The following is a 12,699-nucleotide window of genomic DNA, read 5'->3' on the forward strand; positions in this document are numbered from 1 at the left end:
TTAAACCCCTTCTTCAATATAACGGGCGATGATGTCACCCATTTCACTGGTACTGATTGATTGACCATCACCGGCTAAATCCGCAGTGCGATAGCCATTTTCTAATGCCTTATTGACAGATCTCTCGATGGCATCAGCCGCATCGGCTTGGTTTAAACTGAAACGCAATAACATCGATGCTGACAAAATTTGTGCGATCGGGTTAGCGATATTTTTGCCAGCAATATCCGGTGCTGAACCGCCTGCCGGCTCATATAAACCAAAGCCATCTGCGTTTAAGCTAGCGGAAGGTAACATGCCCATGGAACCAGTGATCATTGCGCACTCATCGGAGATGATGTCACCAAATAAATTCGAGCACAGCACCACATCAAACTGAGAAGGCGCTTTGATCATCTGCATCGCGGCGTTATCGATATACATATGGTTCACTTCAACATCTGGGTACTCTTTGGCAATTTGGTTAACCACTTCGCGCCATAATACGGAGCTTTGTAAAACGTTAGCCTTATCAATCGATGTCACTTTATGACTACGCTTGCGAGCAGACTCAAAGGCAATACGTGCAATACGTTCAATTTCATAGCGGTGATAAACTTCGGTATCGAAGGCAAACTCTTCCGCGCCTTCACCTTGACGACCTTTCGGTTGACCGAAATAAATTCCCCCCGTTAATTCACGGACGCATAAAATATCAAACCCTTGAGCAGCAATATCCGCGCGTAATGGGCAGAATGCTTCCAATGCTTGATATAAGCGAGCAGGGCGTAAATTGCTGAATAATTTAAAATGCTTGCGTAATGGTAACAATGCACCACGTTCAGGTTGACTATCTGGAGGCAAATGCTCCCATTTAGGACCGCCCACTGAGCCAAATAATACGGCGTCGGCTTCCTCACACCCTTTCACAGTGGCTTGTGGCAATGGCTCACCATGGTTATCAATGGCAGCACCGCCTACATCGTATTCTTTGGTTGAAATCGTAATAGCAAAACGCTTACCAATTGCATTCAATACCTTATGAGCTTGAGCCATCACTTCAGGACCAATTCCATCTCCTGACAATACTGCAATATTAAAATTCTTAGACATGTTTACACCGCTTCCTTTGTGTTGAATTGTGATGCTTGGTGAGAAATTTTATGCTTTTCTTTTTCAACTTGTTCTGCACGCCAGATACTATTTAATACATGAACCATGGCTTTTGCTGATGATTCAACGATATCCGTTGCTAATCCCATTCCATGGAAACGACGACCGAAGCATTCGGCGACGATATCCACTTGCCCTAATGCATTTTCTCCCTGACCTTTAGCAGATAATTGGTAAGAAACCAATTTCATTGGGTAATTTGTGATTTTGCTAATGGCTTGGTAGATGGCATCGACAGGACCATTCCCTGTGGCAGCCTCCGATTTTTCTGTTTCACCGCACTGCATTTTGACCGTGGCGGTTGCCACGATACTAGAGCCGGATTGTGTACTGAAGTAATCCATCACAAAGTGGTCAGTTTCATCTTGTTGTTTAGCAAAGAAGGCTAATGCTTCTAAATCATAATCAAACACTTGACCTTTTTTATCCGCTAAACTCAAAAATGCGGTGTACAGTTCATCCAAATTAAAATCTTTACCTTCGTGATACCCCATTTCTTCCATGCGATGTTTCACCGCAGCGCGACCAGAACGCGAAGTTAAGTTTAATTGCTGCGCTTTTAATCCAATGGATTCTGGCGTCATAATCTCGTAGGTTTCGCGATTTTTTAATACACCATCTTGGTGGATACCTGATGAGTGTGCGAAAGCATTGTTCCCCACAACGGCTTTATTAGCCGGAATTGGGGTATTACATAATTGGCTCACTAATTGGCTGGTGCGGTAGATTTCTTTGTGATTGATATTGGTGTGCACACCTAACATCTGTTCGCGTAATTTAATCGCCATAATCACTTCTTCTAACGCAGTATTACCGGCACGTTCGCCTAATCCATTAATTGTACCCTCTACTTGGCGAGCGCCTGCTTGAACTGCGCTGATGGAATTCGCGACTGACATGCCTAAGTCATCGTGGCAGTGTACCGAAATAATCGCTTTATCAATGTTAGGTACGCGTTCATATAAAGAAGAGATAATGCCGCCGAACTGATATGGCGTGGTGTAACCCACGGTGTCAGGAATATTAATGGTGGTCGCCCCTGCGCCGATCGCTGCTTCTACAATACGGCATAAGTTGTCGATATCAGTACGACCAGCATCTTCGCAAGAAAACTCGACATCATCGGTATAGCGTCGAGCACGTTTAATTGAGTTGATAGCCATATCCATCACCCCATCGAACGTTTTATTTAATTTCTTTTGCATGTGCAAGTTGGAGGTGGCTAAGAACACATGGATACGGAATGCTTCGGCGACTTTCAAGGATTCCGCAGCAACATCAATATCATTTTCAACACAACGTGCTAATGCGCAGATGCGGCTATTTTTGATTTCACGCGCAATAGTTTGGACAGATTCGAAATCACCAGGCGATGAGACAGGGAACCCAGCTTCAATAACATCGACACCTAAGCGCTCTAAAGCGAATGCAATTTGCAGCTTTTCCTTCACGGATAAGCTGGCTTGTAATGCTTGTTCGCCGTCACGTAAGGTCGTATCGAAGATGATAACTTGGTTGCTCATAATGTGTTCCTCATAGACTAAATTTTGTTGTTATTGATTCTGTTTGCTTGGTTCCCATCTAGCCGCAGGCATAAAAAAACCCGCTGGTTGCGCGGGCTTTTTCATGTTTGTGGACAGTGTTTGTTATTTTCTATCCATAAGCATACCGCGCAATTTGTCTGCGAGTAGTAGTAGGCTTAGTAGGCGGATAGAAAATGTCATGGATAACTGTCTCTCATATAATTTCAATTAATCTGTTTTTATTGATACGTGATTTCAATAATGTTGTCAAACTTAATTTTCTGAAGCGCATATTCTACGATCGGGAGTTGCAGGGCGTAATTGGATGTTACGTCTAATATTTATAATTTCTATGATGTTTTTACCTATATTTTCAGGTGGTTGTTAGTTTAAAATTCCGCCTAAAAATTCATGGCATGAGAGTATTTTTATGCAAAAGTTGTTTTGAGTATGTTTCTACCTTAGAGGTATGCAGAGGTTAGATGAAAACCGTCATTATCATTGATGGCGGATATACTTAAAATAAGGTTAATTATGTAATAAATGAATAATAAAAAATTAATCTGATAATGAGATGCAAGCGCATTTCCTGAAGATATTTATTATGATTTATTCTTGAAATTGTTTTATTATTTTTATTGGAATGAAGGTGGTTTTAATAAGTTACACACACTCATTACGCTGATGAATATTTGCATTTTATGATGATATCTATATCTCGATTCTAATTTATGGTTAAAAAGAATAGAAACGTCGTTTTAATAAATGCAGGGAAAGCGAAATAACTTATCATGTATAAGTTGTTTTAAAAATAATATTTAATGATTTTATATTTTTCGTCAATATTGCTTTGATGGATCATGTTCATTAATTAAAAATGATAAATATATTTAGTGGAGTTAAAAATGACTGATTTTGATACGATCTCAACAGCAAAAAAAAGAAAGTAGCGATATTCATCTACGTAATGTTGATCTGAACTTATTGACCGTTTTTGATGTTGTGATGCAAATGCAAAATGTCACTCGTGCAGCACAAGTGCTAGGTATGTCTCAGCCAGCTGTGAGTAACGCAGTATCTCGATTAAAATCGATGTTTAATGATGAGTTATTTGTGCGTTATGGGCGTGGTATTCAACCAACCTCTCGCGCTAAACAATTATTTGGTCCAGTAAGACAAGCGCTTCAATTGGTTCATAATGAATTACCAGGTGCCGGATTTGATCCAAGACAGAGTGAAAGAGAATTCAACTTATCGATTTGCTCACCATTAGATATTCGCTTAGCTGCAATGATTGTTGATAAATTTAAAACTACGTCGCCAAATATTCAAGTTTTCATTCATTCATTTTTAGGTAATAACATAGCTCACCAATTAAAATATCAAGAGATAGATTTTTTCTTGGGATATAATCAATTCGAAAAACCCGAATATCAACATCAGGTTTTATTTAATGATGAATTAGTGTTAGTCGTTGCAAATCACCATCCAAGAATCGAAAATATTATAAATCAAGAGATGCTGAGTAATGAAAGACACGCTATCATGGCGATGGATAATATTGGGTCATTCAGTAAGCTTTATTACCATAATACCGATCTCTCACATACGGTCAGTTATCAAGGAACTGACTTAAGCAGCGTTTTGAATATTGTCGCGCAAACAGATTTGGTGGCGATTGCCCCGAAATGGTTAGTTGAACACCATGCGAATCAACTACAGTTGCGTATGCTGTCATTGCCGTGGGAAGAGAAGACACGCCCATGCTATTTAACGTGGCATGAATCTACCGCGCGTGATAAAGGTCATCAATGGATGAAAGCGCAATTTTGTCAAATGATCGAACAGCTGTAAGCTAACTCAGTCTTATTCATTTAGCGGTAATTTTAACTCGCCAGAGTGAAAACAATGGCGAGTTTTGTAGCGTCTGTAGCATTTGCGAAAAATTTACATTTTATTCCTTTCCTCACTAATCTTTCCGCTATACACTCCAGTCATTCAGCTAACAGTTGTAAGCTGAAAATAATAAAAAGTATTAGATTAAGTTATTTGTGAGTGTACCGAATGACTTAAAATTTAAATGACCTATAGGGAATACACATTGATAACTGAGAATCTATATCCATATCATATAGTTAACCGCATACGTTCCAGAATGAACGCGAGCGAGTCAGCGGATCGGATAGCTTTCAGTCAATGGGACAACGGACACCAGTCTGAGCTAACTTGGGCAGAAGTGGATACAAAAACCACCGATATTGCTCGCCAGCTCTTGGCAATGAATGTTGCTCCACAAGAGAATATTGGGCTTTTTGCTCAAAACAGTATGAATTGGTCTTTGGTTGATATTGCAGTACTGCACATTAAAGCTGTGACTGTTCCTCTATATGCAACGAGCAGTGTTGACCAAGCCGCCTATATCATTAATGATGCCAACATTAGAATCCTCTTTGTTGGTTCTCAAGAGCAATATCACGTTGCTTGCCAGTTATTAACTCATTGCCCTCAGTTAACCGCTATTATTGCATTAGATGAAAGTGTTGAGCTCGACAGCCAAGTGGCAAACAGCATGCACTTGTCCACATTCATGTCCCTAGCTCAACCGGATTATCAAGCAGAGTTGGATGCACGTATTGCAGCACAAAACTTAAGCGATCTATTTACGATTATCTATACTTCGGGCACGACGGGCGAGCCGAAAGGGGTGATGCTGGATTATTACAATATGGCATCCCAGCTTTACCTTCATGACAACCGCTTAGAGTTGTCAGAAGAGGATGTTTCTTTATGCTTCCTGCCACTTTCTCATGTTTTTGAACGCGCATGGAGTTTTTATGTGATGCACAGTGGTGCACGTAATGTCTATTTAACTGACACCAACATGGTGAAAGAGGCGCTTGCTGAGGTTAAACCGACCGTCATGTGTGCCGTGCCGCGCTTCTATGAAAAAGTCTATAGCGCAATACAAAGCAAGGTATCCCAAGCACCATTAATGCGCCGCATGATTTTTAAATGGGCGATTGCGATTGGGAAACAGAAAGTCAAGAGGATGGCGAAAGGTCAGTCGCTGTCATTCCTGAATAAGCCATTGTACGCATTAGCGGACAAACTGGTTTTGAGCAAAATTCGTCAAGGACTTGGTGGGCGTATTCGCTTTATGCCAGCCGCAGGTGCGCGTCTCGATGATGATGTGATTGCCTTTTTCCTCTCTGCGGGTGTGGATATTAAATATGGTTATGGAATGAGTGAAACCTGTGCAACGGTTTCATGTTGGGAAGACAATAAATATCCATTAGGCTCTATTGGTACGCCACTTTCTGCTATTTCTGTGCGTATTGGAGAAAATGACGAAATTCAAGTCAAAGGTCCTGTGGTCATGAAGGGCTACTACAATCGCCCACAAGAAACGATTGATACGTTTACTGCGGATGGTTGGTTGCGTACAGGCGATGCAGGTAAAATTGATGCCCAAGGAAATTTATATATTACGGATAGACTAAAAGATTTAATGAAAACGTCTAATGGTAAATATATTGCGCCGCAAGTGATTGAGGGGGTTCTTGGTCAAGATCGCTTTATTGAGCATATTGCGGTGATTGCGGATGCGCGCAAATTCGTCTCCGCATTAATTGTGCCTTGTTATGATAGCCTTGAAGAGTACGCAAACTCGATTAACTTAAAATACCGTGACCGTTTGGAATTACTCAAAGATTCAAAAATTGTAGCGCTGTTTGAAAGTCGCTTAAAGGATTTGCAAAAGAATCTAGAGCATTTCCATCAAGTGAAGCGTTTTACATTGTTGCCGACGAATTTTTCTATGGAGAAAGGTGAGTTAACCCCAACGCTTAAATTACGCCGGAAAATTATTTCTGAACGTTATCGACTCGAAATTGAGTCTATGTATCAAGAGTAATTCAGTCGTTCATTGTTATTTCTAAGCCCTTCAGTGGTTATTCCTGGGGGGCTTTGTTTTATCCACAATTTCGTGAAATCCGTGTTGCGACTATTTTTGCTGACCTTTTAGTTATTTCAGCTCTATTTAGATTGAAAACTAGTCAATGCATCTGCTGAAATTTCATGTTCAAGACAAAACGAAATCTTCTTTAATTTCTGTGTGAAATCAAATTTGCGTCCCTTATGTGGGAGGGATATGTTAATAGCTGAATTTATGACTAACTTAATAAAAATTAAAGAGGGTCGTTAGGCTCTCTGTTAACTTGCAAATAGTCTGAGGGCAAACTCATGGAGATGTTGTCGGGAGCAGAAATGGTCGTCAAATCATTGATTGACCAAGGCGTTAAACATGTATTTGGATATCCAGGCGGTGCTGTCCTGGATATTTACGATGCACTGCATACGGTTGGGGGTGTTGAACATATTCTCGTTCGTCATGAACAAGCTGCGGTGCACATGGCTGATGGTTATGCCCGCTCAACGGGGGATGTCGGCGTTGTTTTAGTGACTTCGGGTCCGGGTGCCACGAATGCGATTACAGGGATCGCAACAGCATATATGGACTCTGTGCCAATGGTTGTTTTATCGGGGCAGGTAGCGAGTTCTTTGATCGGGAACGATGCATTCCAAGAATGCGATATGGTGGGTATTTCGCGCCCGATTGTGAAACACAGTTTTTTAATTAAACACGCCAAAGAGATCCCCGAAACCATCAAGAAAGCTTTTTATATTGCCGCAAGTGGACGTCCAGGTCCCGTAGTGATCGATTTTCCGAAAGATACTGTAAATCCCGCTGCAAAATACCCGTATCGCTACCCGGAATCGGTTTCATTGCGTTCATATAACCCAACGTTACAAGGTCATAAAGGGCAGATTAAGAAAGCATTGAGCAAATTAGTTGCAGCCAAAAAACCGGTGCTGTATGTCGGTGGTGGGGCGATTAATGCGAATTGTTCCGCAGAATTAATGGCGTTAGCGGAAAAGCTCCAACTGCCAGTCGTATCAACATTGATGGGACTTGGTGCATTCCCTGAAACGCATGTGCAATCAGTCGGTATGCTTGGGATGCATGGCACGTATGAAGCCAATAAAGTGATGCATCATTCGGATGTTATTTTTGCGGTTGGGGTGCGTTTTGACGACAGAACAACGAACAATTTAGAAAAATATTGCCCTAATGCGACAGTGATTCAAATTGATGTGGACCCAACCTCGATATCTAAGACAGTAAAAGCGGATATTCCTATCGTTGGCGACGCCAAATTAACGTTGGAGCAGATGATTGCACAGTTGGATCATGTGGCTGCTGATCAGGATGCGACGGCGTTGCAAACTTGGTGGAAAGAAATTAGCGTTTGGCGGGAAAAACAGTGCCTCAAATACACCTTAAATCCGAATAAAGTGAAGCCTCAACAGGCCATTGAAACGATCTACCGTTTAACTAATGGTGAAGCTTACGTAACTTCAGATGTTGGACAACACCAAATGTTCGCCGCCCTTTATTATCCCTTTGATAAACCTCGCCATTGGATCAACTCAGGTGGCTTGGGCACCATGGGCTTTGGTCTACCAGCGGCATTGGGCGTGAAGCTAGCGCATCCTAAATCCACAGTTGTCTGTGTGACGGGGGATGGCAGTATTCAAATGAATATCCAAGAACTTTCAACCGCGCTGCAATATGGTTTACCGGTGCTAGTTCTGAACTTGAATAATGGTTTCTTAGGCATGGTAAAACAGTGGCAGGATATGATTTACCAAGGTCGCCATTCGCAATCCTATATGCAGTCATTGCCAAATTTTACCAAACTTGCTGAGGCGTATGGGCATGTGGGTATTTCAATCGCTTCTCCTGATGAGCTAGAAGATAAACTCAAACAAGCGTTAGTCGAAGTGAATGAGAATCAACGATTAGTGTTTGTGGATATTAATATTGATGAAACCGAACATGTCTACCCAATGCAGATCCGTGGTGGAGCAATGGATGAAATGTGGCTAAGTAAAACGGAGAGGACCTGATCATGCGTCGTATTTTATCGGTATTATTAGAGAATGAATCAGGTGCTTTATCTCGCGTTATTGGGCTTTTTTCCCAGCGCGGTTATAACATTGAAAGTTTAACTGTCGCTCCGACTGACGATCCGACATTATCGCGGATGACTATCCAGACGAAAGGGGATGCGAAAGTACTTGAGCAGATAGAAAAACAGCTTCATAAGTTAGTGGATGTACTGAGAGTGAGTGAACTCACCGCATCAGCTCATATCGAGCGTGAAATCATGTTAGTGAAGCTACAAGCCTCCGGTTATGGACGTGATGAAATTAAGCGAAGTGCCGATATTTTCCGCGGACAAATCGTCGACGTGACGCCAACGCTGTACACCGTTCAGCTAGCAGGAACAAGCGATAAACTAGATGCATTTCTTGAGGCGGTACGTAGCGTTGCTGAAATTGTTGAAGTTGCCCGTTCTGGGATCGTCGGAGTTTCTCGTGGCGATAAAATTATGCGATGAAAAATTTGTCAGCCACAGGTAGAATAGAGCGAATTAAAGCCCCGAATGACTCGGGGCTGTTTCCCAAATAGCAAAGAGGTTAATGTGAAACTGGATGAAATAGCCCGTCTAGCGGGTGTTTCCCGCACAACGGCTAGTTATGTGATCAACGGCAAGGCCAAGCAGTATCGAGTCAGCGATAAAACTGTAGAAAAAGTGATGGCAGTCGTCAGAGAGCACAATTACCATCCAAACGCAGTAGCAGCAGGCTTACGTGCTGGCCGTACTCGGTCAATCGGGCTTGTGATCCCTGATCTTGAGAATACCAGCTATACCCGTATAGCCAATTATCTTGAGAGACAGGCTCGTCAGCGCGGATACCAGCTTTTAATTGCTTGCTCAGAAGACCAGCCTGATAACGAAATTCGTTGTGTGGAGCACTTACTTCAGCGTCAAGTCGATGCGATTATCGTTTCTACTGCATTACCCCCAGAGCACCCATTCTATCAACGATGGGCGAATCGCTCGTTACCTATCATTGCACTGGATAGAGCATTAGAAAAAGAGCATTTCATTAGTGTCGTGGGTGATGACCAAGAAGATGCGCTGATGATCTCCAAAGAATTACGAAAATTTCCTGCGGAATCGGTTCTGTATCTTGGGGCATTACCTGAACTCTCTGTCAGCTATTTACGTGAACAAGGTTTTCGTAAAGCGTGGGAAGGCGATACTCGCGAAGTCAATTATTTATACGCAAACAGCTACGAGCGCGATGCTGCCGCTGATGTTTTTTCGAATTGGCTAGATAGCGGCAACTCGATGCCAGATGCGCTATTCACTACGTCATTCTCTTTACTGCAAGGTGTGTTGGACGTAGCGCTGAAGCGTAATGGGCGCTTACCTGAAAATATGGTTATTAGCACCTTTGGTGATAATGAATTACTGGATTTTCTGGGTTGCCCAGTGCTATCACTTGCGCAGCGCCACCGTGACATAGCAGAACGTATCTTAGAATTGGTATTAGCTAGCCTAGATGAAAAACAGAAGCCAGAAACTGGAATTCGTCGAATTCGCAGGGACTTATGTCGCCGTGGTAGTTTAGGTCGCAAACAGTAGTGAATAAACCTTATCCACTGATGCAAAAACCAGTTTAATAGTTAGTGATGTTAACCACAATTCTTAGTAATATATCCGCCCCTATCTATTAGGGGCTTTTTTTTGGTGAAGATTTAGGGGCAATTACGATTTATTTATTAAGATACCCTGTAAATATTTCACTTTAGGAATTTTCTTAATACTTTTTTTGGTTATTTTGCATTAAGCGGGTTTTTGATGAATTAAATTTTTTTAACCCATAAAAAAACCGATGCATATGTTGAAGGAATTATTGTAAATAAAATAACACTGTGAATTAAAACAGTTGTTTAATTTGTTGAAATACAATGGTTTTATATGCAAATACGTATTATTTGGTAGTTTTGATTAAATAATCATCAATAAATGATGATCAAAAGGTAAAGAATAGACACGAAATAAACTGATTAAAAATGAGACGTATATATCATTTACTCAAATTTGTATGATTTTGCAGCAATGAAATGGATTTAAATATGTTTTACCTGCGTTTTATAAAATAAGTGAATTATATCAACTCGTTATTTCTCTTTTTCTTTCCAAGTAAGAATTTTTCCAACTTTTTCTTTTCTAAAACGTTCTGTAAATAAAGCTAAAGCTACGTGCGGCTGGCTTGACAACGTTTTCATACCATTCGTAAACTTTATAAGTGGAGAATTGTGGGGTAAAGTGGGGCAGTTGGAAATAAAGGGGATAAATCAGGTATGTTTCGTGGGGCAACACTGGTTAATCTCGACAGCAAAGGGCGACTAACCGTGCCTACTCGTTATCGAGGAATGCTGAGCGAGGAATCGAAAGGGCAAATGGTATGTACCATTGATCTTCACCAGCCATGCCTATTGCTTTATACCTTACCTGAATGGGAAATCATTGAGGAAAAGCTTTCTAAGCTATCCACCATGAATCCCGTAGAACGTCGAGTACAGCGCCTTTTACTTGGTCATGCCAGTGAGTGTCAGATAGACAATGCAGGACGTCTTTTGCTAGCTAGCACGCTGCGTCAACACGCAGGGCTAACAAAAGAGGTCATGTTGGTAGGCCAAATAAATAAATTTGAAATTTGGGATGAACAAATGTGGTATCAGCAAGTGGAAAATGACATCGCTGCTGAACGTCAAGCCGACGAACCACTGTCCGCCCGTCTACAGGATTTGTCACTATAACAATGACACAGCAGCAATTTAAACATGTAACAGTACTGCTTGATGAAGCAGTAAATGGCTTAAATATCAAACCAAATGGTATCTACATTGATGGCACATTTGGTCGCGGTGGGCACTCTCGCCTGATTTTAAGCCAACTGGGAGAACAAGGCCGCTTAATTGCGATTGACCGTGACCCAGAAGCGATTAAAGCCGCTCAAGAGATTAATGACCCGCGTTTCATGATTAAGCATGGTCCGTTTTCAGCGATTGCGGACTATGTAGAGGAAGAAGGCTTAGTCGGTAAGATTGATGGTGTGTTACTGGATCTTGGTGTGTCTTCACCGCAGTTAGATGATCCAGAGCGTGGATTCTCATTCATGCGTGACGGACCTCTGGATATGCGAATGGACCCAACCCGCGGTCAATCAGCGCAGCAATGGCTGATGACAGCTGAAGCGGATGACATCGCATGGGTATTGAAAACATTTGGTGAAGAGCGTTTTTCAAAGCGCATCGCAAGAGCGATTGTAGAGCGTAATCATAATCCAGAAGAAGAGCCCTTAACGCGCACACGCCATTTGGCTGAATTGATTGCAAAAGTCAGTCCGATTAAAGACCGACATAAGCACCCAGCAACTCGAAGCTTCCAAGCTATTCGAATCTATATTAATAGCGAGTTGGAAGAGATTGAGAAAGCATTAAATGGCGCGATGTCTGTATTAGCACCAGAAGGGCGTTTATCGGTGATTAGCTTCCATTCATTGGAAGACAGATTAGTAAAACGCTTTATTCGTCAAAATAGTACCGGACCTTCTGTTCCTGCGGGGATTCCGTTAACAGAGGCACAAATCAAAGAGCTGGGTGCGGCGAAATTACGTGCATTAGGCAAGATGAAACCGTCTGAGTTAGAAATTGATGAAAACCCACGAGCACGTAGCTCGGTGTTACGTTTTGCAGAGAGAGCGGTAGAGTAAATGACACCAGAAAGACACAGTTTAGCAAGGGTTATTGGGCGCGATTTATTTCGCTACGGGATTATTCCAATGATCTTGTTAGCCGCGATAATCATTAGCGCTGTGTTTGTGGTCACCACCGCTCATGAAACACGACTGCTGACAGCCGCGAAAGATAAGCTTTATGAAGAGAAAGACTTTCTTGATATTGAATGGCGCAACTTGATCCTCGAAGAGAATGCGTTGGCGAGCCACAGTCGTGTTGAGCGTTTATCTGTTGAAAAATTACGTATGGTTCATGTGGAGCCATCCCAAGAAAACATTATTGTTTCCAAGCAATAACGAAGGT

Annotated in this window: 9 protein-coding genes and 1 pseudogene; 8 read left to right on the forward strand and 2 right to left on the reverse strand. The window is 41.9% G+C overall.

The features are described 5' to 3' along the window. Together leuB and leuA are read right to left on the reverse strand one after the other, a co-directional pair. Positions 1–1,092: a 3-isopropylmalate dehydrogenase gene (gene leuB, locus PROVALCAL_RS17820; RefSeq protein ID WP_006660742.1), complete on the reverse strand. Its 1,092-nt coding sequence runs from the start codon at positions 1,090–1,092 to the stop codon at positions 1–3. A gap of 2 nt (positions 1,093–1,094) precedes the next feature. Continuing rightward, positions 1,095–2,675, reverse strand: coding sequence for a 2-isopropylmalate synthase (gene leuA / locus PROVALCAL_RS17825; RefSeq protein ID WP_006660743.1), 1,581 nt, complete (start codon positions 2,673–2,675; stop codon positions 1,095–1,097). Positions 2,676–3,580: 905 nt separating this feature from the next. Between leuA and leuO the strand changes: the two are divergent. The 8 genes and pseudogenes from leuO to ftsL all read left to right on the forward strand — a co-directional run bounded on the left by leuO (position 3,581) and on the right by ftsL (position 12,692). Then, positions 3,581–4,529, forward strand: a pseudogene (gene leuO, locus PROVALCAL_RS17830) (transcriptional regulator LeuO). A gap of 301 nt (positions 4,530–4,830) precedes the next feature. Continuing rightward, on the forward strand, positions 4,831–6,588 hold the full coding sequence (locus tag PROVALCAL_RS17835) for an AMP-dependent synthetase/ligase (RefSeq protein ID WP_006660745.1): 1,758 nt from the start codon (positions 4,831–4,833) through the stop codon (positions 6,586–6,588). Between the two features lie 329 nt (positions 6,589–6,917). Continuing rightward, positions 6,918–8,645: an acetolactate synthase 3 large subunit gene (gene ilvI / locus PROVALCAL_RS17840; protein ID WP_006660746.1), complete on the forward strand. Its 1,728-nt coding sequence runs from the start codon at positions 6,918–6,920 to the stop codon at positions 8,643–8,645. Between the two features lie 2 nt (positions 8,646–8,647). Next, positions 8,648–9,139 (forward strand): acetolactate synthase small subunit, encoded by a 492-nt coding sequence (gene ilvN / locus PROVALCAL_RS17845; protein WP_006660747.1) that lies wholly within the window; start codon positions 8,648–8,650, stop codon positions 9,137–9,139. Between the two features lie 84 nt (positions 9,140–9,223). Beyond that, positions 9,224–10,234 (forward strand): catabolite repressor/activator, encoded by a 1,011-nt coding sequence (gene cra / locus PROVALCAL_RS17850; RefSeq protein ID WP_006661152.1) that lies wholly within the window; start codon positions 9,224–9,226, stop codon positions 10,232–10,234. 722 nt (positions 10,235–10,956) lie between these two features. Further along, on the forward strand, positions 10,957–11,415 hold the full coding sequence (gene mraZ / locus PROVALCAL_RS17855; RefSeq protein WP_006660749.1) for a division/cell wall cluster transcriptional repressor MraZ: 459 nt from the start codon (positions 10,957–10,959) through the stop codon (positions 11,413–11,415). Between the two features lie 2 nt (positions 11,416–11,417). After that, a complete protein-coding gene (gene rsmH, locus PROVALCAL_RS17860; RefSeq protein WP_006660750.1) occupies positions 11,418–12,371 on the forward strand; it encodes a 16S rRNA (cytosine(1402)-N(4))-methyltransferase RsmH in 954 nt (317 codons plus the stop codon). Beyond that, on the forward strand, positions 12,372–12,692 hold the full coding sequence (gene ftsL, locus PROVALCAL_RS17865; protein WP_006660751.1) for a cell division protein FtsL: 321 nt from the start codon (positions 12,372–12,374) through the stop codon (positions 12,690–12,692). The last annotated feature ends 7 nt before the right edge of the window (positions 12,693–12,699 follow it).

The sequence above is a fragment of the Providencia alcalifaciens DSM 30120 genome, from assembly GCF_000173415.1.
GTDB lineage: Bacteria > Pseudomonadota > Gammaproteobacteria > Enterobacterales > Enterobacteriaceae > Providencia > Providencia alcalifaciens.